Below are 22,649 nucleotides of genomic sequence, written 5' to 3'. Positions count from 1 at the left end.
TGTTAATCCGATCAGGGAAAGCGACCGATGAAAAAGTTGATGCTAGCAATAGGATTGTTGAGCTTGGCGGGCACCGCGCTCGCAGACGGCAAGCCATGCGAAGAACTGAAAAGTGAAATCGCCGCGAAACTCGACGCCAAAGGTGTGGCGGGTTATTCGCTGGAAATCGTCGATAAAGGCGCGTCGACTGAAGGAAAAGTCGTTGGCACGTGTGAGGGTGGCGAAAAGGAAATTGTCTATACCCGCGGCTAATGCCTCGCGCTGGTACTTAAAGAAAACCGACGCCTGGGCGTCGGTTTTTTTTGCGCTGCGTCCCGGCGTCAGCCTTTCATAACCTGCGCCAGCAACTCGTAAGAATGCAGCCGATCGGCGTGTTCATACAGGTCACAGGTAAAGATCAGCTCATCGGCGCCGGTTTGCTCGATTAGGACGTCGAGCTTGGCGCGGATTTTTTCCGGGCTGCCGACCATCGCCAGGCCGAGGAAATCGCCCACTGCTTGTTTTTCGTGGGGTAGCCACAGGCCGTCCATGGTTTTTACCGGCGGACGCTGCACCAGGCTCTGCCCGCGCATCAGCGCAAGAATCCGCTGATAGACCGAGGTGGCCAGGTATTCGGCCTGCTCATCGGTGTCGGCGGCCACCAGCGGAACGCCGAGCATCACATAGGGTTTATCGAGCACGGCTGACGGCTTGAAGTGATTGCGGTAGATGCGAATCGCCTCGTGCATGTAGCGCGGTGCGAAATGTGAGGCGAAGGCGTAGGGCAAACCGCGCTCACCGGCCAGTTGCGCGCTGAACAGGCTCGAGCCCAATAACCACACCGGTACGTTGGTGTTGCTGCCGGGCATGGCGATCACTCGCTGGTCCGGGGTGCGCGGGCCGAGGTAACGCATCAGCTCGGCGACGTCTTCAGGGAAGTCGTCAGCGCTGCCGGAACGCTCACGGCGCAAGGCGCGGGCGGTCATTTGGTCGGAGCCGGGCGCGCGGCCCAGGCCCAGGTCGATGCGGCCGGGGTACAAGCTTTCGAGGGTGCCGAACTGTTCGGCGATCACCAAAGGCGCATGGTTGGGCAGCATTACACCGCCAGAGCCGACACGGATGCTTGAGGTACCGCCGGCCAGATAGCCCAGCAACACTGAGGTCGCGGAACTGGCGATGCCGTCCATGTTGTGGTGCTCCGCCACCCAGAACCGGGTGTAGCCGAGTTTTTCCACATGCTGGGCCAAGTCCAGGGAATTGCGCAGCGATTGCGCCGGGCTGCCGTTTTCGCGCACGGGCACGAGATCAAGAGTGGAATATTTCACATCGGACAATCGTGTCATGAGCCTGCTTCTCCAATTAGGGGTCCGCAGGTTTGTTCTCGCGAGCGAAAACCTGCCGATTTCAATAAGCCTGTTTCATGCAATGTGGGCATATACCCGAGTTTCAATAGCAGCCACGAAAATGCCTACCGAAAAAGCCGATCAATCCGACCGGGTGAACTTTGTCAGACCATCTATCCTCAGAACCCTTAGCAAGCAAAAACCACGAAGGCGCGGCCTTTCGCGTCGACTCTTGAGGAGGCAGCATGGCTATTGTCAAAAAAGCATCGGCTCATTGGGAAGGTGACCTGAAGACCGGCATTGGTTCGATCTCCACCGAAACCGGCGTCCTGCGAGAAGCCCCGTATGGCTTCAAGGCACGCTTCGAAGGCGGCAAAGGCACCAACCCGGAAGAACTGATCGGCGCAGCCCACGCGGGTTGCTTCTCCATGGCGTTCTCGATGATTCTCGACGGTGCCGGCCTCAAGGCTGACAGCATCGACACCAACGCCGAAGTCACCCTGGATCAAGTGGAAGGTGGTTTTGCGATCACCGCGGTGCACCTGATCCTCAAGGCGAAAATCCCGGGCGCCACTCAAGAACAGTTCGAAGAACTGAGCACCAAGGCCAAGGAAGGCTGCCCGGTCTCCAAAGTGCTGAACGCCAAAATCAGCCTGGATGCCACGCTGGTCAGCTGATTGTGCGCTGACAAGAATGGACGCCTTCGCGAGCAGGCTCGCTTCCACGGGATCTAACGATCAAAAGTGGGAGCGAGCCTGCTCGTGAATGGGTTAGCAGAAACAGCGCATGTCTCGGGCTGTATTAAAGGGAGTTACACCATGAAACGTTTTACCTTGGCCCTCATCGCGTGTGCACTGACCACCTCGGCGATCGCCGCGCCCAAAGACTGCGAAGAACTCAAAAATGAAATCGAAGTGAAGATCCAGGCCAATGCCGTGCCGTCCTACACACTGGAAATTGTGTCCAAGGAAGAAGCCGACAAACATGACGTGGCCATGGTCGTCGGCACTTGCGACAACGGCACCAAAGCCATCATCTACCAGAAAAACGACCGCTGACCGACATCACGGCACGCAGTTGATCAGCCGTTCTTCGGCCACGATCTGACGCTGGGCGTTGTACAGCCGGGCGCTCGGAGTGAAGGCCAACGAACGGGCTTGCAACTGATAACGCTGCCCCGCTTCGAAATGGTCATAGCGCAGCGTCATGTAGCACAGACGTTCTTGTGGATCGTTGAGCAGCCCGATACCGCCGCCGAATATCTCGAAATCGAAACGCACCGTCAGCTCATGGCTGCCCGGGGTCACCTGGAAGTAACGGCCATCGGGCAAACGCTGGTTATCCAGCCGTTCGGCCATCAGCACTTTGCCGCCCGGCGTCGGCATGGCCAGATCGACCCAGGCCTGCTGCGGATTCACCGCCGGCATGGGACTGGTGCAACCCGCCACCGCCACGGTTGCCACTAACACCGCGCACCACTTGATCATCATCGGTTCCCTACGCAAAGGATGCTCAGCATACCGCTGATCAACTGCGCTGACAGCCGGCCGGCTGACCTTGGCCAATCACATTGCGTTGCTGATCGTAAAGCCGGGCCCACGGCCGGAAGCCGATATTCCCGGCTTGCAGTTGGTATCGCTGGCCGGCATTGAAGTCCTTGAATTTCACATTCAGTTGGCAATCGCGCCACAGCGGAGCGGCATCCGGACCGATATTGGTCGGTTGCACCGCGAACTGGTAGCGCACCGTCAACTCATGGCTCCCTGGCTGGACTTCGAAATATCGCCGGTCCCGTGAGGTGTTGGCATCGACCTGCAGCGCTTGCAGATTGCTTTCATCGGGGTGGGGGTCGAGGTCAATCCAGGCTTGTGCCGGGTCGGGGTCGGGCAGGCCGGCACATCCGGCCAGCATCAGCAGGCCTCCAGTGAGCAGTAACGTGCGCATAGCGGAGCTCCAGTCAGGCGGGATAGTCTTGCGGGCAGACTGTCCAAGGATGTTTCGATGTGATCAGGCCGCTTCCAAGCCCTGGGTTACTTGATCGCGTTTTGCGCGTTTTGTTTCCGAGTGTGTTGTTTTTGTTACTCAACGGTTGCGCCAGCGTCAGCTACTACAGCCAATTGGCCAGCGGCCAATGGCAGTTGTTGCGGGCACGGGAGCCCGTTTCACAGGTAATCGCCGACCCGCAACGCGATGCGACGCTGCGTCAGCATCTGACCCAATCGCAACAGGCCCGCGCCTTTGCCAGCGATCACCTGCACCTGCCCGACAACCAAAGCTATCGCCTGTACGCCGACATCGGCCGGCCTTACGTGGTGTGGAATGTGTTCGCCACCGAGGAGTTTTCCCTAAAGCCCATTAACCACTGTTTCCCGATCGCCGGGTGCGTGGCCTATCGCGGTTACTACAGCCAGGGTGCCGCGCGGGGTGAAGCGGCGTTGCAACGGTTGAAGGGCATGGACGTGTCGATCGGCGGCGTCGAGGCGTACTCGACCCTCGGCTGGTTCAACGACCCGATCATGAATTCGATGATGGGCTGGGGCGATGAGCGGCTGGCGACGCTGATATTCCACGAACTGGCGCACCAGCGTGTGTATGTGAAAGACGACACCGAGTTCAACGAATCCTTCGCCACCTTCGTCGAGCAGGAAGGCACCCGACAATGGCGGGCGTTTCGCGGCTTGCCGCCGGACACTAACGCTCAGTCGCGGCAACGCGACCAGTTCATTCAACTGATACTCGATACCCGCACTCGGTTGGAGAAGCTCTACGCTCAGCCGTTTCCGGCGCAGCAGCTGCGCGAGCGCAAAGCAGCGGAATTCGAGCGGCTACGCAGTGAATATCGGCAGATGCGCGATCGGCAGTGGGCAGGCGACAAGCGTTACGACGCCTGGGTCAATGCGCCGATGAACAATGCGCGATTGCTGCCGTTTGGGCTGTATGACCAGTGGGTGCCGGCGTTTGCGGCGTTGTTCAAGCAGGTGGATGGGGATTGGTTGAGGTTTTATGCCGAGGTGGAGCGGCTCGGAAAATTGCCAGTAGAAAAGCGTAAAGCGTTGCTGAGTCAACTGACTGAGCGGTAACCCTGTGGCGAGGGAGCTTGCTCCCGCTGGGCCGCGAAGCGGTCCTCAGGAGATTTTGCGACTGCTGCGCAGTCGAGCGGGAGCAAGCTCCCTCGCCACAAAAGCTATGTCCGCATAAACGCCTGATGCAACTCATCCAGCGTTTCAAAGTGATAAGCCGGCGCCTCGGCCGTCAATTCTTCAAAACTGCCAAACCCATAACCCACCGCCGCCGCGTCCAGGCCGTTGCTGCGCGCGCCGATCAGATCGTGTTTGCGATCGCCGATCATCAAGGTTGTGGCCGGGTCCAGGCCTTCTTCCGCCATCAAGTGCGCAATCAGCTCGACCTTGTTGGTCCGCGTGCCGTCCAGTTCGCTGCCGTAGATCACTTTGAAGTGTTTGGCGAAATCAAAGTGCCGGGCGATTTCCCGGGCGAACACCCAGGGCTTGGACGTGGCGATGTACAACTGTCGTCCTTGGCCTGCGAGGGTCTCCAGCAGCGGGGTGACGCCCTCGAACACGCGGTTTTCATAGAGGCCGGTGACCTTGAAGCGCTCGCGATAAAAATTTACCGCTTGCCAGGCCTTGGCCTCGTCGAAACCATAAAACTGCATAAAGGCCTGCAATAGCGGCGGGCCGATGAAAGGTTCGAGTTTGCTCAAGTCCGGCTCATCGATATCCAGTTTGTTCAGCGCGAACTGGATCGAGCGGGTAATGCCCTCCCGGGGGTCGGTGAGGGTGCCATCGAGGTCGAACAAAACGGTCTGGTAATGCATGAAAAGTCCTGGGCGAATGTGGGAAAGGGTCAAGCCTGGTCGTAGCCTTCAGCCAGATGCAGGTCCTTGAGCTTCACGTAATTCGCCGCGCTGTAAGTGAAAAAGGCTTTTTCCTTGTCGGTCAGCGGCCGGATCTGTTTCACCGGGCTGCCGACGTACAGAAAGCCGCTGTCCAATTGCTTGCCCGGCGGCACCAGGCTGCCGGCGCCGATGATCACGTCGTCGTGCACCACCGCACCGTCCATCACAATACTGCCCATGCCGATCAGCACACGATTGCCGACGCTGCAGCCGTGCAGCATCACTTTGTGGGCAATGGTCACGTCGTCGCCGATCAGCAGCGGGTAGCCGTCCGGGTTGAACGGCCCGGCGTGGGTGATATGCAGCACGCAGCCATCCTGCACGCTGGTGCGCTGGCCAATGCGGATGCGGTGCATGTCGCCACGGATCACGGTCAACGGCCAGACCGAGCTGTTTTCGCCGATTTCAACGTCGCCGATCACCACCGCGGAGCCGTCGACAAAGGCGCCCGGGGCGAGCACGGGGGCGTGGTTCTGGTACTTGCGAAGGGACACGATAGGCTCTCTCTCTGTTTTCGATAGCGGCTGATAGCTGCGGTGGCCGTTGATTGTAATTAAGATGGCCCCATCTATGTTCTTACAGTTTCTACAGCCAAGGTGCCCACCGTGAGCGCGAACAACCCGCTTCTGCAGTCCTACGACCTGCCGCCGTTCTCGGCGATCCGTGCCGAACACGTGCAACCGGCCATTGAACAGATCCTCGCCGACAACCGCGCCGCGATTGCCGAGCTCCTCAAGACCCAAGGCCAACACCCTACCTGGGCCGGCCTGGTGCTGGCGATGGATGAACTCAATGATCGCCTGGGCGCTGCCTGGAGCCCGGTCAGCCACCTCAATGCCGTGTGCAACAGCGCTGAATTGCGCGAAGCCTACGAGGCCTGCCTGCCGGCGTTGAGCGCGTATTCCACCGAGATGGGGCAGAACCGCGAACTGTTCCAGGCCTTCGAAGCCTTGGCCAACAGCCCCGAAGCCGCCCATTTCGACGTGGCGCAAAAAACTATCCTGGAACATTCCCTGCGTGACTTCCGTTTGTCGGGTATCGACCTGCCGGAAGCCGAGCAGAAGCGCTATGCCGAAGTGCAAAGCAAACTTTCCGAACTGGGCAGCCGCTTCAGCAATCAATTGCTCGACGCGACCCAGGCCTGGACCAAACATATCACCAACGAAGCCGCCCTCGCCGGGCTGACCGACTCGGCCAAGGCGCAAATCGCCGCCGCTGCCCAGGCCAAAGGCCTCGAAGGCTGGCTGATCACCCTGGAATTCCCCAGCTATTACGCGGTGATGACCTACGCTGAGGATCGCGCGCTGCGCGAAGAACTCTACGCCGCCTACTGCACTCGCGCCTCGGACCAGGGCCCGAACGCCGGCCAGAACGATAACGGCCCGGTGATGGAAGAGATTCTCGACCTGCGCCAGGAACTGGCCAAGCTGCTCGGCTTCGGCAGTTTTTCCGAACTGAGCCTGGCCACCAAAATGGCCGAGTCCAGCGACCAAGTGCTGAGTTTCCTGCGCGACCTCGCCAAGCGCAGCAAGCCTTTCGCCGCCCAGGACCTTGAACAGCTCAAGGCCTTCGCCGCCGAACAAGGCTGCGCGGACCTGCAAAGCTGGGACAGCGGTTTCTACGGGGAAAAACTCCGCGAACAGCGTTACAGCGTCGCCCAGGAAACCCTGCGCGCCTACTTCCCGATCGACAAAGTGTTGAGCGGCCTGTTCGCCATCGTCCAGCGCCTGTACGGCATCGAGATCGCCGAGCAGAAAGGCTTCGACACCTGGCACCCGGACGTTCGCCTGTTTGAAATCAAGGAAAACGGCCAGCACGTCGGCCGCTTCTTCTTCGACCTCTACGCCCGCGCCAACAAGCGTGGCGGTGCGTGGATGGACGGCGCTCGCGACCGTCGCCGCACCGCCAACGGCGTGCTGCAAAGCCCGGTGGCCAATCTGGTGTGCAACTTCACCCCCGCCGACAGCGGCAAACCGGCGTTGCTGACCCACGACGAAGTGACCACCCTGTTCCATGAATTCGGCCATGGCCTGCATCACCTGCTGACCCGAGTCGAGCATGCCGGCGTGTCGGGCATCAATGGCGTGGCGTGGGATGCGGTCGAGTTGCCAAGTCAGTTCATGGAAAACTGGTGCTGGGAGCCGGAAGGCCTGGCACTGATTTCCGGTCACTACGAAACCGGCGAACCGCTGCCGCAGGACCTGCTGGAGAAAATGCTCGCGGCGAAGAATTTCCATTCCGGCCTGATGATGGTGCGCCAGATCGAATTCTCGCTATTCGACTTCGAACTGCACGCCACCCATGGCGATGGCCGTAGCGTCGCGCAGGTGCTGGAAGGCGTGCGCAACGAGGTGTCGGTGATGCGTCCGCCGGCCTACAACCGCTTCCCGAACAGTTTCGCCCACATTTTTGCCGGCGGTTATGCGGCCGGTTATTACAGCTACAAATGGGCGGAAGTGCTGTCGGCCGATGCCTTCTCCAAGTTTGAAGAAGACGGCGTGCTCAACGCCGAGACCGGCCGCGCCTTCCGCGAAGCGATCCTGGCGCGCGGCGGCTCCCAGCAACCGATGGTGCTGTTCGTCGACTTCCGTGGCCGTGAGCCTTCGATTGACGCACTCTTGCGTCACAGCGGCCTGAGTGAGGACGCGGCAGCATGAGTGAGGCACCTGTGATCACGAAAAGACGCTTTATCGCCGGGGCAGTTTGCCCGGCGTGCAGCGAGCCGGACCGACTGATGATGTGGAGCGAAGACGATGTCCCGCACCGCGAATGCGTCGCGTGCGGTTATTCCGACACGCTGAATGAGCAAGGTCTGTCCGTGCCCAAGGAATTGGGCACGCGAGTCAATACCGCGGCGCTCAAAGTGCCGGATGCCAAGGTGCAAGCGGTGCAGTTCTTCCCCAACCCGAAACTGAAGAAAAAACCCGAAGACCTGCACTGATCCCAGGCCTTCGTGGCTCGATACCGCCGCTACTGTGACGTGGTGGCGGTGTTGAACCAGCTCTGCATCGAGCACATGGCGAATACACTGGTGCTGCAATCACCATTGGCCAATGCCAGGCGCAGCTTCTCGACATCGGCGCGCATCATGTAGCGCACGCCATCCTTGAAGTGCTGGCTGTCGCCGAAGCCGCCCTCGGTCATCTCGCTCAGCGCATCCTCCTTGCTCCACCCCTGCACCACCACCCGATACATCGCCGCCATTAACCCGGTGCGGTCAGAGCCGTGCTCACAGTGCATCAGCACCGGCCCCTGGCTTTCGGCCGCCTGGATCGCCCGCAAGGCGGCCAGCACCTGGCTGTCATCGACGCGACTGGTGCGATAGGGCAGTTGCACTTGCTTGATCTCGGGGGTCGAAAGCCACGGCACGTCCGACTTGGGCAAGAAGGTGATGACTGTGCCGACCTTGAGTTTTTCCAGTAACGGCAGCGCACCGCGATCCGGTAACGCGCTGCGGTAGAGGGTCGGGGACATCTGATAGAGGTTGTAGCGGGACTCCACCAGCTGCGCCCATTCGTTGGGGCGAACCGGCGTCGGCTCGTCCGCATAGGCTGCGGCGCCCGTCAGATATGTCAGCAGCAGCGGCAGGAACAACCGGAAACAACGGATGGGAAACATGCTTTGAGTGACACTGCACGGGGAATGGATGCACAGCTTCGCTTCAGGGCAGTCAAAGCGCTGTAATGCGCGTGTCAAATAATCGTGAAGCGTCGCCCCGCCGCGCGGCATCCGCCAATGGTCGAACGGTCCTTGGAATCGTGCAAATCGTCAGATACTGTACATAACAACAGTATTTGAGATTTCCGTCATGGCCACTCCCCTGCCACCTCGCGGTCGCGGCACCGCGACCAATCCGCACAACCGTTTCGCCCCGAACCGTTCGTTGGCCGAAGACGACGGCTGGTTCCAGGAAGTGCCCGAGACCCAGAACACCGAAGTGATGATCGAAACCGCCAAGACCATCATCACCCGCAACAACTCTCCGGACCTGCCGTTCGATCGCTCGATCAATCCTTATCGCGGCTGTGAACACGGATGCATTTATTGCTACGCGCGCCCCAGCCATGCCTATTGGGACATGTCGCCAGGGCTGGATTTCGAAACCCGGCTGATCGCCAAGACCAACGCCGCCCAAGTGCTGGAAGAACAACTGTCGAAACGCGGCTATCAATGCGCGCCGATCAACCTGGGCTCGAACACCGATCCTTACCAGCCGATCGAACGTGAACACCGCATTACCCGCCAGACCCTGGAAGTGTTGCTGCGCTACCGCCATCCCGTGACCATCATCACCAAGGGGTCGCTGATTCTGCGGGATCTCGACCTGCTGACCGAACTGGCACGGCTCAACCTGGTGGCGGTGATGATCAGCCTCACCACCCTCGACGACGAACTCAAGCGCATCCTCGAACCACGGGCAGCGGCGCCCAAGGCTCGCTTGCGGGCGATCCGGGTGTTGCGCGAGGCGGGGATTCCGGTGGGGGTGCTGTGTTCGCCGATGATTCCGATGATCAATGACAGCGAAATCGAAAGCCTGCTGACCGAAGCTCAAGCCGCCGGCGCGCAGAGTGCCAACTACATGATGCTGCGCCTGCCCCTGGAAGTGGCGCCGCTGTTCGAGGAATGGCTGCACGCGCACTATCCGCAACGCGCCAACCACGTCTTGAGCCTGATCCGCCAGAGCCGTGGCGGTGAGTTGTACGACAGCCGTTTCGGGGTGCGCATGCGTGGCGAAGGGCCGTTTGCCGATCTGCTGGCGCAACGTTTCGCCAAAGCCTTGAAACGCATGGGGCTGAATCGGCGCGGCGACTTCCATCTGGACTGCGGCGCCTTCTGTCCGCCCGGGCGCCAGATGGCATTGATTTAGGGACAATGGACCTTAGAGTTGTGTGAGGCGCAGGCCCTTAGCCAGCAGCCAGTCACATTTTTTGTGACCTGTAACACACGTTCTAGAGCCTTTGATTCAGTTTGAGTTAAGTTTCGAGCGCTACCTTGATCATCGAGTGACTGACGGGTCGAATACTTGCGACCGGGATGTTTTATATCCAGCCACTGGCATCACAGTGGAAACCAGGGAAAGATTCCCTGAGTCCGCCCAAGAGGATGAATTATGAGTGACAAGGATAAACAGCCATTGGCTGCGTCGGCTTCCCCCAGCCCCGAGGCGGAATCCGCCGATGCAGCGCTGCAGCACATCGTTGATGGCTTTTTGCATTTTCATCATGAGGTCTTTCCGCAACAGGAAGAGCTCTTCAAGAAACTGGCCACGGCCCAACGGCCACGCGCCATGTTCATCGCCTGCGCCGACTCGCGCATCGTGCCCGAACTGATCACCAACAGCTCCCCCGGCGACCTGTTCGTTACCCGCAACGTCGGTAACGTGGTACCGCCGTATGGCCAGCTCAACGGTGGCGTATCGACCGCGATTGAATATGCGGTTCTCGCCCTGGGCGTGCAGCACATCATCATCTGTGGCCATTCCGATTGCGGCGCGATGCGTGCCGTGCTTAATCCGCAAAGCCTGGAAAAAATGCCCACGGTCAAAGCCTGGCTGCGCCACGCCGAAGTGGCGAAAACCATGGTTCATGACAACTGTGACTGCGCCAATGAATCCGAGAGCATGCACATCCTCACTGAGGAAAACGTAATCGCTCAGTTGCAACACCTGCGCACGCACCCCTCGGTGGCATCGCGCATGGCCAACGGTCAGTTGTTCATCCATGGCTGGGTGTACAACATCGAGACCAGTGAAATCAAAGCCTACGACGCGGATCAGGGTTGTTTCCTGCCCTTGGATGGTCGCCATCCGACGCCGATCGCGACGCCCAAAGCGCGCTTCTAAATCCTCCTAAACCCCAGGGTGGTTTTGCCGTGGCTGCCGATCAGGCAGCCGGGCTTTGCCATGCCTGAAGAAAACCTTCGGGAGAACTGACATGCGTGCTGCGCAATTGAAAGCTGTACTGCCACGGGAGCTGCTGGCGTCCGTGGTTGTGTTTCTGGTCGCCCTGCCGCTGTGCATGGGGATTGCCATCGCCTCCGGCATGCCGCCGGCCAAAGGCTTGATTACCGGGATCATCGGTGGACTGGTGGTCGGCTGGCTGGCCGGCTCACCGCTGCAAGTCAGCGGCCCGGCGGCCGGGCTTGCGGTGTTGGTGTTCGAACTGGTGCGCCAGCATGGCATGGCCATGCTCGGGCCGATTTTGCTATTGGCTGGGTTCCTGCAACTGCTGGCCGGGCGGTTCAAACTCGGCTGCTGGTTTCGGGTCACCGCGCCTGCGGTGGTGTACGGTATGTTGGCTGGGATTGGCGTGCTGATCGTGCTGTCGCAGGTGCACGTCATGCTCGACAGCGCGCCGAAACCGTCCGGGCTGGATAACCTCACCGGTTTCCCGGCGGCGGTGATGCAAGCCGTGCCGTCCTTTGGCTGGCAGGCCGGGTTGCTCGGTTTGTCGACGATTGCAGTGATGTGGCTGTGGGAAAAATTCCGCCCGCACAACTTGCGTTTCATTCCTGGCGCCTTGCTCGGCGTCGGCCTGGCCACCACCGCCAGCCTGCTGATGGCATTGCAGGTCAAACGGGTGGAAGTGCCGGATAACCTGGCCGAAGCCATCGATTGGCTGAAGCCGGCGGATCTGCTGAATTTTGCTGACCCTAACTTATTGATCGCAGCGTTCGCGGTGGCCTTCATCGCCAGCGCCGAAACCCTGTTGTCCGCAGCGGCGGTCGACCGCATGCACAGTGGCCAGCGTTCGGACTTTGATCGCGAATTGTCAGCGCAAGGCGTGGGCAACATGCTGTGCGGCCTGGTTGGCGCACTGCCGATGACCGGCGTGATCGTGCGCAGTTCGGCCAACGTCCAGGCCGGTGCCACCACGCGGATGTCGACGATCTTCCACGGCCTGTGGCTGCTGGCCTTTGTGCTGTTGCTGTCGAGCGTACTGCAGAGCATCCCCGTCGCCAGCCTGGCCGGTGTGCTGGTCTATACCGGTTTCAAGTTGGTGGACCTCAAGGCCTTTCGCGGCCTCGGTCGCTATGGCCGGATGCCGATGTTCACCTACGCCGCCACCGCGCTGGCAATCATCTTCACCGACCTGTTGACCGGCGTGTTGATCGGTTTTGGCCTGACCCTGGCGAAACTGGCATGGAAAGCCTCGCGCCTGAAAATCAGCCTGATCGATCTGCCGCCAGACGGTGAAATGGAATTGCGCCTGGTAGGCGCGGCGACCTTCCTCAAGGTACCGGCGTTGACCCAGGTGCTGGGCACCATCCCACCGGGCGCGACGGTCCATGTGCCGCTCAATAACCTGAGCTACATCGACCACTCGTGCCTGGAATTACTGGAAGAATGGGGCCGCGCCAATGCCAGCAAGGGCTCGAAACTGCTGATTGAAGCGCGGGGCTTGAAGCGCCGTCTGGAAGGTCGGCTACGGACAACGGCCGGGATCGGTTCGGCGGGATAAACCGTGCAGCAAAAAATGAGGGAGCGAGCCTGCTCGCGAAGCGGGCGTATCAGACAACATTTCCGGGGCTGATACACCGCTTTCGCGAGCAGGCTCGCTCCCACATTTGGATTGATGTACATCTGGTAGTGATTTGTTGGCTGTCAGGCCGTCATCGCTGGCAAGTCGAATCGTCGCACCGCAGCTCCCACAGGGTTCGTGTTGAGTTCACACCGCCGCTTGATCCAGCTCCAGGCCCACGCCCAAACGCCGGGACATGCACGGCCAGCGTTTCCACGCCGCGCCGGTGTCCGGGCTGCTGAGGGTCTCGCGGTAGGCTTCCACCGACTCCAGCGCAAAGCTGTCGTCGTTGAGCATCTCGTCCACCGCCAGGTGCACCACCTCATCCAGTTGGTTGGCGAATTCCTCGCCGATCAATTGATGGGCAATCAGGTTGGCGACGGTCATGTCTAACGGGATCAGCGGCTGGCCGAAATGCTTGATGTACAGGTCGTTGACCTCTTCCACAAACCGATGCGCCAGGTAGGCTTCGTCCAGCAGGCTGTCGAGCCCTACGTGCCCGGCCATGCAGGCTGGCGGCTGGAGAAAGTACTGCTCGGCGATTTTCAGTACCGGCTTGATCTGCGCTTCGATTCCCGCTTCCCTGGCGACTTCATTGGCTGCATCCAGCAGTTCTGGCACTTCATCGATATAGGCGGCGACAAACCGCGACAGCACGCCATTGGCATCGGCTTCCGGCAGTTGAATGGCCGGGTGCAGGTGCGGCAACTTGCTTTCCAGTTGACGGGTCAGCAGGCCGGTCTCGGCTTCATGTTGTTGGGCTGTTTGGATCTGCTCGCGCAATGCGGCGGTGTTCATGAAAACTCCAGGAAACAAAGGCAATGAAATAGGGAAGACATAACTTAGCTGGGTCTCGAAAAATGCTAAGACGCATTTGTCATAATTATTTCATCCTTGATGCATCGGCGTTATATCGCTTAGCCACCCTCTCGCGCGCATCCTTCTCCATCCGTGGCCTGCAGCGCAAGCGTTTGCTGTTTCAGTTCATTTGCGCCATCGCGTTGCGGGGTCGCAAGTGCTGTCTATACTCGGACTTGAAAGGAGTTAGCTGATGACGCCCGACTGCCTGTGCAGCAAGGCCCGGCGATTCAAGTTCGTAGTCTGAAAAAGCCGCTCCCTTGCCGCTGGTGTTAGCCGGCGGGATAACAAGAACGATAAGGGGAACCCGCAATGATGCGACATCCACACGTCTGGATGGGCCTCCTGTTGTGGTCATTTTTCAGCCAGGCGCAAGCCGCCTGGACTGTCAATATGGCGCCTGGAGCGACTGAAATCAGTCACGCAGTATTCGACCTGCACATGACCATTTTCTGGATCTGTGTGGTGATCGGCGTCATCGTCTTCGGCGCCATGTTCTGGTCGATGATTCTCCACCGCCGGTCCACCGGCCAGGTGGCGGCCAAGTTCCACGAAAGCACCACCGTCGAAATCCTCTGGACCATCGTGCCCTTCCTGATCCTGGTAGCCATGGCGGTTCCTGCCACGGCCACGCTGATCAAGATGTACGACGCCAGTGAATCGGATATCGATATCCAGGTCACTGGCTACCAGTGGAAGTGGCACTACAAATACCTGGGCCAGGACGTTGAGTTCTTCAGCAACCTGGCCACTCCCGCCGAGCAGATCCACAACAAAGAAGCCAAGGGCGAACACTACCTGCTGGAAGTGGACAAGCCGTTGGTGCTGCCGACCGGTGCGAAGGTGCGCTTTCTAGTGACCTCCGCCGACGTCATCCACTCCTGGTGGGTGCCGGCGTTTGCGGTCAAGCGCGATGCGATTCCGGGGTTCGTCAACGAAGCGTGGACCCGGATCGAAAAACCCGGTCTGTATCGGGGCCAGTGCGCCGAGCTGTGCGGCAAGGACCACGGTTTCATGCCGATCGTGGTCGAGGTCAAGGAGAAGGCCGATTACGACAAGTGGCTGGGCGAACGCAAAGCCGAGGCGGCGCAACTGGCGGAACTGACCAGCAAAGAGTGGACCCTCGACGAGCTCAAGGAGCGCGGCGACAAGGTCTACCACACCACCTGCGTGGCCTGTCACCAGGCCGAAGGCCAAGGGTTGCCGCCGATGTTCCCGGCGCTCAAGGGCTCGAAAATCGCTACTGGCCCGATAGCCGACCACTTGGGCATCGTCTACCACGGCAAACCGGGCACCGCGATGGCGGCGTTCGGCAAGCAGCTGTCGGAAGTCGATATCGCCGCCGTGGTCACCTACGAACGTAATGCCTGGGGCAACAACAAGGGCGACATGGTCACCCCTAAAGAAGTCCTGGAGCTGAAACAGGCGGAAAGCAAATGACCCAGTCCATTGCGCGTTCCCGGAACCGGTCGGGGCATTGTGCCCCGCGCCACCCAGCCCACTCGTTTGCAGGAGATCGGCCATGAGTGCAGTGATCGATGACCATGGTCATGCCGGCGCCGACCACGCCCACGGCCCCGCCAAAGGCTTGATGCGCTGGGTGCTGACCACCAACCACAAGGACATTGGCACGCTGTACCTGTGGTTCAGCTTCTGCATGTTCCTGCTTGGCGGCTCGTTCGCCATGGTGATCCGCGCCGAGCTGTTCCAGCCCGGTTTGCAGATTGTCGAGCCAGCGTTCTTCAACCAGATGACCACCATGCATGGTCTGGTAATGGTGTTCGGCGCAGTGATGCCGGCGTTCGTCGGCCTCGCCAACTGGATGATCCCCTTAATGATCGGCGCGCCGGACATGGCGCTGCCACGGATGAACAACTTCAGTTTCTGGCTGTTGCCGGCAGCGTTCCTGCTGCTGGTTTCGACCCTGTTCACTCCCGGTGGCGGGCCGAACTTCGGCTGGACGTTCTATGCCCCGCTCTCTACCACCTACGCCCCGGAAAGCGTGACGTTTTTCATCTTTGCCATTCACCTGATGGGCATCAGTTCGATCATGGGCGCGATCAACGTGGTCGCCACCATCCTCAACCTGCGAGCCCCCGGCATGACCCTGATGAAAATGCCGCTGTTCGTCTGGACCTGGCTGATCACTGCGTTTCTGCTGATTGCAGTAATGCCGGTGCTGGCCGGGTGCGTGACGATGATGCTGATGGACATTCACTTCGGCACCAGTTTCTTCAGTGCCGCCGGTGGCGGTGACCCGGTGTTGTTCCAGCATGTGTTCTGGTTCTTCGGGCACCCCGAGGTGTACATCATGATCCTGCCGGCCTTTGGCGCCGTCAGCTCGATCATCCCGACCTTCTCGCGCAAGCCGCTGTTCGGTTACACCTCGATGGTCTACGCCACGGCGAGCATCGCGTTCCTGTCGTTCATCGTCTGGGCGCACCACATGTTCGTGGTCGGCATTCCGCTGGTGGGTGAGTTGTTCTTCATGTACGCGACGCTGTTGATCGCCGTGCCCACCGGGGTCAAGGTGTTCAATTGGGTCAGCACCATGTGGCAAGGCTCACTGACCTTCGAGACGCCGATGCTGTTTGCGGTGGCCTTCGTGATTCTGTTCTCCATCGGCGGGTTCTCCGGGCTGATGCTGGCCATCGCCCCGGCGGACTTCCAGTACCAGGACACCTACTTCGTGGTGGCGCACTTCCACTACGTGCTGGTGCCGGGGGCGATTTTCGGGATCTTCGCCTCGGCCTATTACTGGTTGCCGAAATGGACCGGCCACATGTACGACGAAACCCTCGGCAAGCTGCATTTCTGGCTGTCATTCATCGGCATGAACATGGCGTTCTTCCCGATGCACTTCGTGGGCCTGGCCGGCATGCCGCGGCGGATTCCGGACTACAACCTGCAGTTCGCCGACTTCAACATGGTCTCGTCGATTGGCGCGTTCATGTTCGGGGCCACGCAGATCTTCTTCCTATTCATTGTGATCAAGACCATCCGTGGCGGCGCGCCCGCGCCGGCCAAGCCCTGGGATGGCGCTGAAGGGCTGGAATGGAGCATCCCGTCCCCGGCGCCGTATCACACCTTCACCACGCCGCCGGAAGTGAAATGAACACGCAGCCCGATGTGAGAGCGAGCTTGTGTGGCGAGGGAGCTTGCTCCCGCTCGACTGCGAAGCAGGCGCAAAGCTTTTGGGGCCGCTTCGCGACCCAGCGGGAGCGAGCTCCCTCGCCACAAAGGCTCGCTCCCACAGGGTACATGGTGAAGGGCCGATGCCATGGCTGACTCGATTTCGCTGAAGAAACTGGTCACCCGCCTGTTGCTGGTGGTGGTGGCGATGTTTGCCTTTGGTTTTGCCCTGGTGCCGATCTACGACGTGATGTGCAAGGCGTTCGGCATCAACGGCAAGACCGCCGGCCAATACGAAGGCGAACAGGTCACCGACGAATCGCGAAAAGTGCGGGTGCAGTTTCTGTCGACCAATTCCGCCGACATGGTCTGGGAGTTTTACCCGAAACAAAGTGAGCTGGTGGCGAACCCTGGCGCGGTGAACGAGATGATCTTCATCGCCCACAACCCCACCAATCGCCCCATGGCCGCGCAGGCTGTGCCGAGCATCGCGCCGAGCGCCGCCGCCGCGTATTTCCACAAGACCGAATGCTTTTGCTTTACCCAGCAAGTGCTGCAGCCCGGGCAGCGGATCGAGATGCCGGTACGTTTCATCGTTGACCGGGACATGCCCAAGGATGTGAAGCACCTGACGCTGTCCTACACGCTGTTCGATATCACCGCTCGTCATCCCCCGGTTGCAGTAAACACTGGCGGTTAAGCGTGCCCGATAAGGAGAACAATAAATGGCAACTCATGAGCATTATTACGTTCCCGCCCAGAGCAAATGGCCGATCATCGCCACGGTCGGCATGTTCGTCACCGTGTACGGCCTGGGCACCTGGTTCAATGATCTGAAAGCCGCACGGCCGGAATCCCACGGCCCGCTGATCTTTTTCGTCGGCGGCCTGATGCTGGCCTACATGTTGTTCGGCTGGTTCGGCGCGGTAATCAAGGAAAGCCGCGCCGGGCTGTACAGTGCGCAGCTCGACCGCTCGTTCCGCTGGGGCATGAGCTGGTTCATTTTCTCGGAAGTGATGTTCTTCGCCGCCTTCTTCGGTGCGCTGTTCTACATCCGCCATGTCTCCGGGCCGGCGCTCGGCGGCGAAGGGCCCAAGGGGCTGGCGCACATGCTGTGGCCGAATTTCGAATTCGTTTGGCCGCTGCTGAACAACCCCGACGCCAAACTGTTCCCGGCGCCAAAAGACGTCATCAGCCCGTGGGGCTTGCCGCTGATCAACACCGTGCTGCTGGTGACCTCCAGTGTCACCATCACCATCGCCCACCACGCCTTGAAGAAGGGCCATCGCGGTGCGCTGAAAATCTGGCTGGCGCTGACCGTGTTGCTGGGCTGCGCGTTTCTCGGTTTTCAGGCCGAGGAATACATCCACGCCTATCACGAACTGGGCCTGACCCTGGGTTCGGGGATCTACGGCGCGACGTTCTTCATGCTCACCGGGTTCCACGGCGCCCACGTCACCATCGGCACCATCATTTTGTTTGTGATGCTGATGCGGGTGTTGCGCGGGCATTTCGACAACGAGCACCAGTTCGGTTTCGAGGCAGCGAGCTGGTACTGGCACTTCGTCGACGTGGTGTGGATCGGTTTGTTCATCTTCGTCTATGTGCTCTGAGCTCGTTACCAGGGCACGTGCGACACCAACTGGCCGCTGAAAAAGCCCCAGGCGATCAGGCCGACGGTGCCGGCGGCCAGCGCCACACGAATGCTGAGGGCGATGACCAGGCGATTGGAGTTGCTGTCGTCCTTGACCAGAAACAACAGGCCGCTGAACAGGCTGACGACCGTGGCAATCAGCATCAGGACGATGGCTGTTTTGAGCATGGGGACACTCCGGGGGAACGGCAATGCACTTGAGTATAGCTAGCCCGACTTGCGACTTCGCGACCGCGCCATGAAAGGCTTCCGGCCGGGCGTCGTGCCAACCCTGGCGGTGGCGTTGCTGCTGCCGCTGCTGGTGTGCCTGGGGTTCTGGCAACTGAGCCGCGGCGCGGAAAAAACCGCGTTGCTCAACGCCTACGCTGAACGCCGCGCCGCCGAACCAATGGCCAGCATCGAACTGCCACACACGCAAGACCCGGCCTTTCGCCGGGTGCGCCTGCACGGCCAGTTCGACGGCGAGCACAGCCTGCTGCTGGACAACCGGCAGCGTAACGGCAAGGTCGGTGTCGAGTTGCTGCAACCCTTCCTCGATCAGGCCAGCGGCCTGTGGCTGCTGGTCAATCGCGGCTGGCTGCCGTGGCCGGACCGGCGCACCCCGGCGCAATTCAGCACGCCGAAGCAAGCCCTGGCACTCGACGCCTGGGTGTACGTCGCCCCCGGCGCAACCTTCCAGCTGCACGCCGACCCGGCGACCAGCACCTGGCCGCAACTGGTGACGGCGGTTGACCCGGCCAAGCTGTGGAGCAGCCTCGGCCGCGAAGGCTTCGCCTACGAATTGCGCGCGGAAGGTGGCCCCACTGCTTACCTGGCTGATTGGCCGGTGGTGGCGATGGGCCCGGAAAAACATTTGGCGTATGCCGTGCAGTGGTTCGCGTTGGCGATCGCGCTGTTCGGCCTCTATCTCTATCTCGGCTGGCACAACGCAAAGGAGAAACACCATGGGAGCGGCCATGAATCCACCCAGCATGTCTGAGGCGAAGACCCCGGCCAGTCGGCGACGCGGGCGTGTGCAGTTATTACTGATCGTGCTCGGCGTGATTGGCCCGATGATCCTCGCCACCGGCATGTACAAGTTGCAGTTCTGGGTGCCGGACGGTCGCAGCTACCACGGCGAACTGATCGGCAACGGCCAGACCCGCGCCGACCTCGGCGTGCAGGCGGACGTCGATCGCTGGCAGATTCTGGTAACCGCGCCCAAGGACTGCGCGGTGGACTGCCAGCAACTGGTATACCTGGCGAGGCAGGTTCAGATCGGCCTCGGCCGTGATGCTTCACGCGCCACCCATGCCCTGGCGGCGGCGCAACCTGTGAACAGCGACTACCAGGCCAAGCTGAGCGTGGAATACCCGCAGTTGCAGCGTTATCCGCTGGACCTCAGCCAGTTCAGCAAGACCGCCGGTGACAAAGGCACACCGCTGCTGTGGATCATCGACCCCCACGGCAACCTCGTGCTGCGCTACGACCCGACGGTCAAGGGCAAGGATCTGCTCAACGACCTGCGCCACCTGCTGAAACTGTCCAACATCGGCTGAGGGCATCGTCATGGCCAAACCTGGTTTTCGCCTCGCGCTGTTTGCCACCTTGCTGGCACTGATCGTCGTCCTACTGGGCGCCTACACCCGGCTGACCCACGCCGGCCTCGGCTGCCCGGACTGGCCGGGCTGTTACGGCTTTATCAGCGTGCCGAAAAGCGAAGCCCAACTGGCGCATGCCGAGCTGCATTTCCCGGACACACCCGTAGAGGCCCACAAAGGCTGGAACGAGATGGTCCACCGCTATTTCGCTGGCACCCTGGCCGTGATCATTGCAATTCTTGCGGGCCGGGCCTGGGTCAATCGCCGTCATCCGGGGCTGCCGGTGAAGCTGCCGCTGTTTGTGCTGGCGGTGGTGCTGGCGCAAGCGGCGTTCGGCATGTGGACGGTGACCCTCAAGCTGTGGCCGCAGGTGGTGACCGGGCATTTACTCGGCGGCTTCGCCACCCTGAGCCTGTTGTTTCTGCTGACCTTGCGCCTTTCCGGCGTACTGCCAGCGCTGACCGTGCCCAAGCGTTTGCAGTACTGGGCGACCGCTGGCTTGCTGCTGGTGATTCTGCAAATTGCCCTCGGTGGCTGGGTCAGTTCGAACTACGCCGCCGTGGCCTGCATCGACTTCCCGACCTGCCACGGCCAGTGGCTGCCGCCGGCGGACTTCGCCAACGGTTTTCACCTGAGCCAACACATCGGCCCCAATTACCTCGGCGGACAACTGGACAGCGATGCGCGCACGGCGATTCACCTCACCCACCGTATCGGCGCGCTGCTGGTGACCCTGGTGTTGCTGGGCCTCGCGTGGCAGCTGAAAGTGGTCGGCATGACGCGCCTGGCCGGGCTGGTGCTGATCGCCCTCGCCGCGCAGATTTCCCTGGGCATCAGCAACGTGATTTTCCATCTGCCGCTGCCCGTGGCCGTGGCGCACAACGCCGGCGGCGCTGCGCTGTTGCTGACCCTGGTGCTGGTCAATTACCACGCCCGCACCAGCCTGGTCCGGGTCAAACGCCAAACCCCTGTGCGCTGGCGCCTCAGCCCGCGTAAACACTCGGCCGGGCCCATAACAATAAAAGGAGAAGTGCCATGGCGATTCTGATCGGCGAACGTCACAGCCAGGCCATTTGGCGTGATTACCTGGAACTGACCAAACCTAAAGTGGTGGTGCTGATGCTCATCACCTCGCTGGTGGGCATGTTCCTCGCGACCCGCGCCGGGGTGCCGTGGACGGTGCTGGTATTCGGCAACCTGGGCATCGCGTTGTGTGCCGGCGGCGCGGCGGCGGTCAACCATGTGGTGGACCGGCGCATCGATGCGGTAATGGCGCGGACCCACAAACGGCCGCTGGCCGAGGGCCGGGTGTCGCCCGCTGCGGCGCTGACCTTCGCCCTGGTCCTGGCGATCGCTGGCCAGGCGTTGCTGTTGGCATTCACCAATCCATTGACCGCGTGGCTGACCCTCGCGTCATTGCTCGGTTACGCGGTGATCTACACCGGTTTCCTGAAACGCGCGACGCCACAGAACATCGTCATCGGCGGCTTGGCCGGCGCGGCGCCGCCGCTGTTGGGCTGGGTCGCCGCCACCGGGCATGTCAGCGCCGAACCGCTGTTGCTAGTGCTGATTATCTTCGCCTGGACCCCGCCGCATTTCTGGGCGCTGGCCATTCACCGCAAAGAGGAATATGCCCAGGCTGATATCCCGATGTTGCCGGTCACCCACGGCGAGCATTACACCAAGGTCCACATCCTGCTCTACACCTTCGCTCTGCTGGCGGTGAGCCTGATGCCGTTCGTCATTCACATGAGCGGCGTGCTGTACCTGATTTGCGCACTCGGCCTCGGCGCACGGTTTCTGCAATGGGCCGTGGTGCTGTACCGTGGCACTCGGCCGCACGCGGCGATCAACACCTTCAAGTACTCTATCTGGTACTTGTTCCTGCTGTTCATTGCCCTGCTCGTAGACCACTACTTACTGTTGAACCTATGACTCGAACTCAGAAAACCGTCTTCATTCTCGTTGCCCTGATCGCGCTGGTGCTGGGCCTGACCGTTAACAAGGTGCTGTCCGGCAAGGGCCAGGGTGATCCGACGGAGTTGATCGATGCAGGGATCATCCTGTTGCCGCAGAGCCGCACGCTGCCGGACGTGGCCATGACCAATCAGGACGGCCAGACGGTGACAATCAACGAGTTGAAGGGTAAATGGAGCTTGCTGTTTTTCGGCTACACCTTCTGCCCGGACATCTGCCCGACCACCCTTGCCCAACTGCGCCAGATCAAAAGCGAGCTGCCGGCGGACGCGGTGGACAAGTTGCAGATCGTGCTGGTCAGCGTCGACCCGAACCGCGACAACCCCAAGCAGCTCAAGCAGTACCTCGGCTACTTCGATCCGCAGTTCATCGGCCTGACACCGGGCTCGATCGACGACCTACAGAAAGTCGCCAACGCGGTGAGCATCCCGTTCATTCCCGCCGACACCAGCAAGCCCAACTACACCGTGGACCACAGCGGCAACCTTGCGGTCATCGGCCCGGACGGCAAGCAGCGCGGGTTTATTCGCTCGCCGCTGAACAATGCGAAGTTGGTCGCGCAGTTGCCGGTGATGCTTAAGCGCAACTGAGGCGCCACACACCAAAGTGGGAGCGAGCCTGCTCGCGAAAGCAATCTATCAGTTGACTGAGATGTCGACCGACACAACGCCTTCGCGAGCAGGCTCGCTC

26 protein-coding genes are annotated in these 22,649 nt (G+C 60.7%); 18 read left to right on the top strand and 8 right to left on the bottom strand.

What is annotated here, in order from left to right; all coding sequences use genetic code 11:
- Positions 1–27: 27 nt before the first annotated feature.
- Positions 28–252: a DUF1161 domain-containing protein gene (locus tag RG836_RS07440; RefSeq protein ID WP_310844419.1), complete on the top strand. Its 225-nt coding sequence runs from the start codon at positions 28–30 to the stop codon at positions 250–252.
- A 68-nt stretch (positions 253–320) separates the two neighbouring features.
- Here RG836_RS07440 and RG836_RS07435 read toward each other — a convergent pair whose 3' ends face one another.
- A complete protein-coding gene (locus tag RG836_RS07435) occupies positions 321–1,322 on the bottom strand; it encodes an LLM class flavin-dependent oxidoreductase (protein ID WP_310844418.1) in 1,002 nt (333 codons plus the stop codon).
- Positions 1,323–1,567: 245 nt separating this feature from the next.
- Between RG836_RS07435 and RG836_RS07430 the strand changes: the two genes are divergently transcribed.
- Both RG836_RS07430 and RG836_RS07425 read left to right on the top strand, forming a co-directional pair.
- Complete coding sequence (locus RG836_RS07430) at positions 1,568–1,999, top strand: OsmC family protein (protein WP_310844416.1); 432 nt, start codon at positions 1,568–1,570, stop codon at positions 1,997–1,999.
- Between the two features lie 141 nt (positions 2,000–2,140).
- Positions 2,141–2,380: a DUF1161 domain-containing protein gene (locus RG836_RS07425; RefSeq protein ID WP_310844415.1), complete on the top strand. Its 240-nt coding sequence runs from the start codon at positions 2,141–2,143 to the stop codon at positions 2,378–2,380.
- 6 nt (positions 2,381–2,386) lie between these two features.
- Here RG836_RS07425 and RG836_RS07420 read toward each other — a convergent pair whose 3' ends face one another.
- Together RG836_RS07420 and RG836_RS07415 are read right to left on the bottom strand one after the other, a co-directional pair.
- Positions 2,387–2,809 carry a PA0061/PA0062 family lipoprotein gene (locus RG836_RS07420; RefSeq protein ID WP_409078055.1) on the bottom strand — a complete coding sequence of 141 codons (423 nt, stop codon included), beginning with the start codon at positions 2,807–2,809 and terminating at the stop codon, positions 2,387–2,389.
- 40 nt (positions 2,810–2,849) lie between these two features.
- Positions 2,850–3,266, bottom strand: a complete 417-nt coding sequence (locus tag RG836_RS07415; RefSeq protein WP_310844414.1) for a PA0061/PA0062 family lipoprotein — start codon at positions 3,264–3,266, stop codon at positions 2,850–2,852.
- A 59-nt stretch (positions 3,267–3,325) separates the two neighbouring features.
- Between RG836_RS07415 and RG836_RS07410 the strand changes: the two genes are divergently transcribed.
- Entirely contained in the window at positions 3,326–4,402 is a 1,077-nt protein-coding gene (locus RG836_RS07410; RefSeq protein ID WP_310844413.1) for an aminopeptidase, read from the top strand.
- A gap of 104 nt (positions 4,403–4,506) precedes the next feature.
- Here RG836_RS07410 and RG836_RS07405 read toward each other — a convergent pair whose 3' ends face one another.
- Positions 4,507–5,157: an HAD family hydrolase gene (locus tag RG836_RS07405; protein ID WP_310844412.1), complete on the bottom strand. Its 651-nt coding sequence runs from the start codon at positions 5,155–5,157 to the stop codon at positions 4,507–4,509.
- 29 nt (positions 5,158–5,186) lie between these two features.
- Entirely contained in the window at positions 5,187–5,732 is a 546-nt protein-coding gene (locus RG836_RS07400) for a gamma carbonic anhydrase family protein (RefSeq protein ID WP_310844411.1), read from the bottom strand.
- Positions 5,733–5,843: 111 nt separating this feature from the next.
- On the opposite strand from RG836_RS07400, the gene prlC reads away from it, so the two are divergent.
- Positions 5,844–7,895, top strand: coding sequence for an oligopeptidase A (gene prlC, locus RG836_RS07395; RefSeq protein WP_310844410.1), 2,052 nt, complete (start codon positions 5,844–5,846; stop codon positions 7,893–7,895).
- Positions 7,892–8,179 carry a YheV family putative zinc ribbon protein gene (locus RG836_RS07390; protein ID WP_310844409.1) on the top strand — a complete coding sequence of 96 codons (288 nt, stop codon included), beginning with the start codon at positions 7,892–7,894 and terminating at the stop codon, positions 8,177–8,179. The genes prlC and RG836_RS07390 overlap by 4 nt, the downstream gene beginning before the upstream one ends.
- 29 nt (positions 8,180–8,208) lie before the next feature.
- Here RG836_RS07390 and RG836_RS07385 read toward each other — a convergent pair whose 3' ends face one another.
- Positions 8,209–8,856 (bottom strand): phosphatase domain-containing protein, encoded by a 648-nt coding sequence (locus tag RG836_RS07385; RefSeq protein ID WP_310844408.1) that lies wholly within the window; start codon positions 8,854–8,856, stop codon positions 8,209–8,211.
- A 190-nt stretch (positions 8,857–9,046) separates the two neighbouring features.
- Here RG836_RS07385 and RG836_RS07380 point away from each other — a divergent pair, with 190 nt between their 5' ends.
- The 3 genes from RG836_RS07380 (at position 9,047) to RG836_RS07370 (ending at position 12,698) form a co-directional block, all read left to right on the top strand.
- Positions 9,047–10,105, top strand: coding sequence for a PA0069 family radical SAM protein (locus RG836_RS07380; protein WP_310844407.1), 1,059 nt, complete (start codon positions 9,047–9,049; stop codon positions 10,103–10,105).
- A 243-nt stretch (positions 10,106–10,348) separates the two neighbouring features.
- A complete protein-coding gene (locus tag RG836_RS07375; RefSeq protein WP_310844406.1) occupies positions 10,349–11,080 on the top strand; it encodes a carbonic anhydrase in 732 nt (243 codons plus the stop codon).
- 91 nt (positions 11,081–11,171) lie between these two features.
- Entirely contained in the window at positions 11,172–12,698 is a 1,527-nt protein-coding gene (locus RG836_RS07370; protein ID WP_310844405.1) for a SulP family inorganic anion transporter, read from the top strand.
- A 207-nt stretch (positions 12,699–12,905) separates the two neighbouring features.
- Here the strand turns inward: RG836_RS07370 and RG836_RS07365 are convergent, their stop codons facing one another.
- Positions 12,906–13,556, bottom strand: a complete 651-nt coding sequence (locus RG836_RS07365) for a hypothetical protein (RefSeq protein WP_310844404.1) — start codon at positions 13,554–13,556, stop codon at positions 12,906–12,908.
- A 372-nt stretch (positions 13,557–13,928) separates the two neighbouring features.
- Between RG836_RS07365 and coxB the strand changes: the two genes are divergently transcribed.
- From coxB to RG836_RS07345, 4 genes are all read left to right on the top strand, one after another.
- Complete coding sequence (coxB, locus tag RG836_RS07360; RefSeq protein WP_310844403.1) at positions 13,929–15,056, top strand: cytochrome c oxidase subunit II; 1,128 nt, start codon at positions 13,929–13,931, stop codon at positions 15,054–15,056.
- A gap of 82 nt (positions 15,057–15,138) precedes the next feature.
- The gene (ctaD, locus tag RG836_RS07355; protein WP_310844402.1) at positions 15,139–16,731 is read left to right on the top strand and encodes a cytochrome c oxidase subunit I; all 1,593 of its coding nucleotides are present in this window, start codon (positions 15,139–15,141) and stop codon (positions 16,729–16,731) included.
- Between the two features lie 165 nt (positions 16,732–16,896).
- Positions 16,897–17,448, top strand: a complete 552-nt coding sequence (locus RG836_RS07350; protein WP_310844401.1) for a cytochrome c oxidase assembly protein — start codon at positions 16,897–16,899, stop codon at positions 17,446–17,448.
- A 25-nt stretch (positions 17,449–17,473) separates the two neighbouring features.
- A complete protein-coding gene (locus tag RG836_RS07345; RefSeq protein ID WP_310844399.1) occupies positions 17,474–18,361 on the top strand; it encodes a cytochrome c oxidase subunit 3 in 888 nt (295 codons plus the stop codon).
- 5 nt (positions 18,362–18,366) lie between these two features.
- On the opposite strand, the gene RG836_RS07340 is transcribed toward RG836_RS07345, so the two are convergent.
- A complete protein-coding gene (locus tag RG836_RS07340; protein ID WP_310844398.1) occupies positions 18,367–18,570 on the bottom strand; it encodes a twin transmembrane helix small protein in 204 nt (67 codons plus the stop codon).
- Between the two features lie 70 nt (positions 18,571–18,640).
- Here RG836_RS07340 and RG836_RS07335 point away from each other — a divergent pair, with 70 nt between their 5' ends.
- The 5 genes from RG836_RS07335 to RG836_RS07315 are packed head-to-tail and all read left to right on the top strand — an operon-like array spanning position 18,641 to position 22,549.
- The gene (locus RG836_RS07335) at positions 18,641–19,381 is read left to right on the top strand and encodes an SURF1 family protein (RefSeq protein ID WP_310844397.1); all 741 of its coding nucleotides are present in this window, start codon (positions 18,641–18,643) and stop codon (positions 19,379–19,381) included.
- Positions 19,347–19,940, top strand: a complete 594-nt coding sequence (locus RG836_RS07330; protein WP_310844396.1) for a hypothetical protein — start codon at positions 19,347–19,349, stop codon at positions 19,938–19,940. Before RG836_RS07335 ends, RG836_RS07330 begins: the two co-directional genes overlap by 35 nt.
- Before the next feature lie 10 nt (positions 19,941–19,950).
- Positions 19,951–21,030, top strand: coding sequence for a COX15/CtaA family protein (locus RG836_RS07325; protein WP_310844395.1), 1,080 nt, complete (start codon positions 19,951–19,953; stop codon positions 21,028–21,030).
- On the top strand, positions 21,018–21,917 hold the full coding sequence (gene cyoE / locus RG836_RS07320) for a heme o synthase (protein ID WP_310844394.1): 900 nt from the start codon (positions 21,018–21,020) through the stop codon (positions 21,915–21,917). The genes RG836_RS07325 and cyoE overlap by 13 nt, the downstream gene beginning before the upstream one ends.
- The gene (locus RG836_RS07315) at positions 21,914–22,549 is read left to right on the top strand and encodes an SCO family protein (protein WP_310844393.1); all 636 of its coding nucleotides are present in this window, start codon (positions 21,914–21,916) and stop codon (positions 22,547–22,549) included. Before cyoE ends, RG836_RS07315 begins: the two co-directional genes overlap by 4 nt.
- Positions 22,550–22,649 lie beyond the last annotated feature (100 nt).

Origin of the sequence: Pseudomonas rhizozeae (assembly GCF_031583775.1) — a bacterium.
Classification (GTDB): domain Bacteria; phylum Pseudomonadota; class Gammaproteobacteria; order Pseudomonadales; family Pseudomonadaceae; genus Aquipseudomonas.
Note: the sequence above shows the minus strand (reverse complement) of the source record. Positions and strands in the feature narration are given on the sequence as shown.

Bases quoted from the DNA above. Each gene is read 5' to 3' on its own strand.
- RG836_RS07350 (WP_310844401.1), top strand. From the start codon at position 16,897: ATGGCTGACTCGATTTCGCTGAAGAAACTGGTCACCCGCCTGTTGCTG.
- RG836_RS07330 (WP_310844396.1), top strand. From the start codon at position 19,347: ATGGGAGCGGCCATGAATCCACCCAGCATGTCTGAGGCGAAGACCCCG.
- RG836_RS07370 (WP_310844405.1), top strand. From the start codon at position 11,172: ATGCGTGCTGCGCAATTGAAAGCTGTACTGCCACGGGAGCTGCTGGCG.
- RG836_RS07340 (WP_310844398.1), bottom strand. From the start codon at position 18,570: ATGCTCAAAACAGCCATCGTCCTGATGCTGATTGCCACGGTCGTCAGC.
- RG836_RS07315 (WP_310844393.1), top strand. From the start codon at position 21,914: ATGACTCGAACTCAGAAAACCGTCTTCATTCTCGTTGCCCTGATCGCG.
- RG836_RS07385 (WP_310844408.1), bottom strand. From the start codon at position 8,856: ATGTTTCCCATCCGTTGTTTCCGGTTGTTCCTGCCGCTGCTGCTGACA.
- coxB (WP_310844403.1), top strand. From the start codon at position 13,929: ATGATGCGACATCCACACGTCTGGATGGGCCTCCTGTTGTGGTCATTT.
- RG836_RS07325 (WP_310844395.1), top strand. From the start codon at position 19,951: ATGGCCAAACCTGGTTTTCGCCTCGCGCTGTTTGCCACCTTGCTGGCA.
- RG836_RS07435 (WP_310844418.1), bottom strand. From the start codon at position 1,322: ATGACACGATTGTCCGATGTGAAATATTCCACTCTTGATCTCGTGCCC.
- RG836_RS07345 (WP_310844399.1), top strand. From the start codon at position 17,474: ATGGCAACTCATGAGCATTATTACGTTCCCGCCCAGAGCAAATGGCCG.
- RG836_RS07335 (WP_310844397.1), top strand. From the start codon at position 18,641: ATGAAAGGCTTCCGGCCGGGCGTCGTGCCAACCCTGGCGGTGGCGTTG.
- RG836_RS07430 (WP_310844416.1), top strand. From the start codon at position 1,568: ATGGCTATTGTCAAAAAAGCATCGGCTCATTGGGAAGGTGACCTGAAG.
- RG836_RS07420 (WP_409078055.1), bottom strand. From the start codon at position 2,809: ATGATCAAGTGGTGCGCGGTGTTAGTGGCAACCGTGGCGGTGGCGGGT.
- RG836_RS07375 (WP_310844406.1), top strand. From the start codon at position 10,349: ATGAGTGACAAGGATAAACAGCCATTGGCTGCGTCGGCTTCCCCCAGC.
- ctaD (WP_310844402.1), top strand. From the start codon at position 15,139: ATGAGTGCAGTGATCGATGACCATGGTCATGCCGGCGCCGACCACGCC.
- RG836_RS07425 (WP_310844415.1), top strand. From the start codon at position 2,141: ATGAAACGTTTTACCTTGGCCCTCATCGCGTGTGCACTGACCACCTCG.
- RG836_RS07365 (WP_310844404.1), bottom strand. From the start codon at position 13,556: ATGAACACCGCCGCATTGCGCGAGCAGATCCAAACAGCCCAACAACAT.
- RG836_RS07390 (WP_310844409.1), top strand. From the start codon at position 7,892: ATGAGTGAGGCACCTGTGATCACGAAAAGACGCTTTATCGCCGGGGCA.
- RG836_RS07405 (WP_310844412.1), bottom strand. From the start codon at position 5,157: ATGCATTACCAGACCGTTTTGTTCGACCTCGATGGCACCCTCACCGAC.
- RG836_RS07415 (WP_310844414.1), bottom strand. From the start codon at position 3,266: ATGCGCACGTTACTGCTCACTGGAGGCCTGCTGATGCTGGCCGGATGT.
- RG836_RS07380 (WP_310844407.1), top strand. From the start codon at position 9,047: ATGGCCACTCCCCTGCCACCTCGCGGTCGCGGCACCGCGACCAATCCG.
- RG836_RS07440 (WP_310844419.1), top strand. From the start codon at position 28: ATGAAAAAGTTGATGCTAGCAATAGGATTGTTGAGCTTGGCGGGCACC.
- cyoE (WP_310844394.1), top strand. From the start codon at position 21,018: ATGGCGATTCTGATCGGCGAACGTCACAGCCAGGCCATTTGGCGTGAT.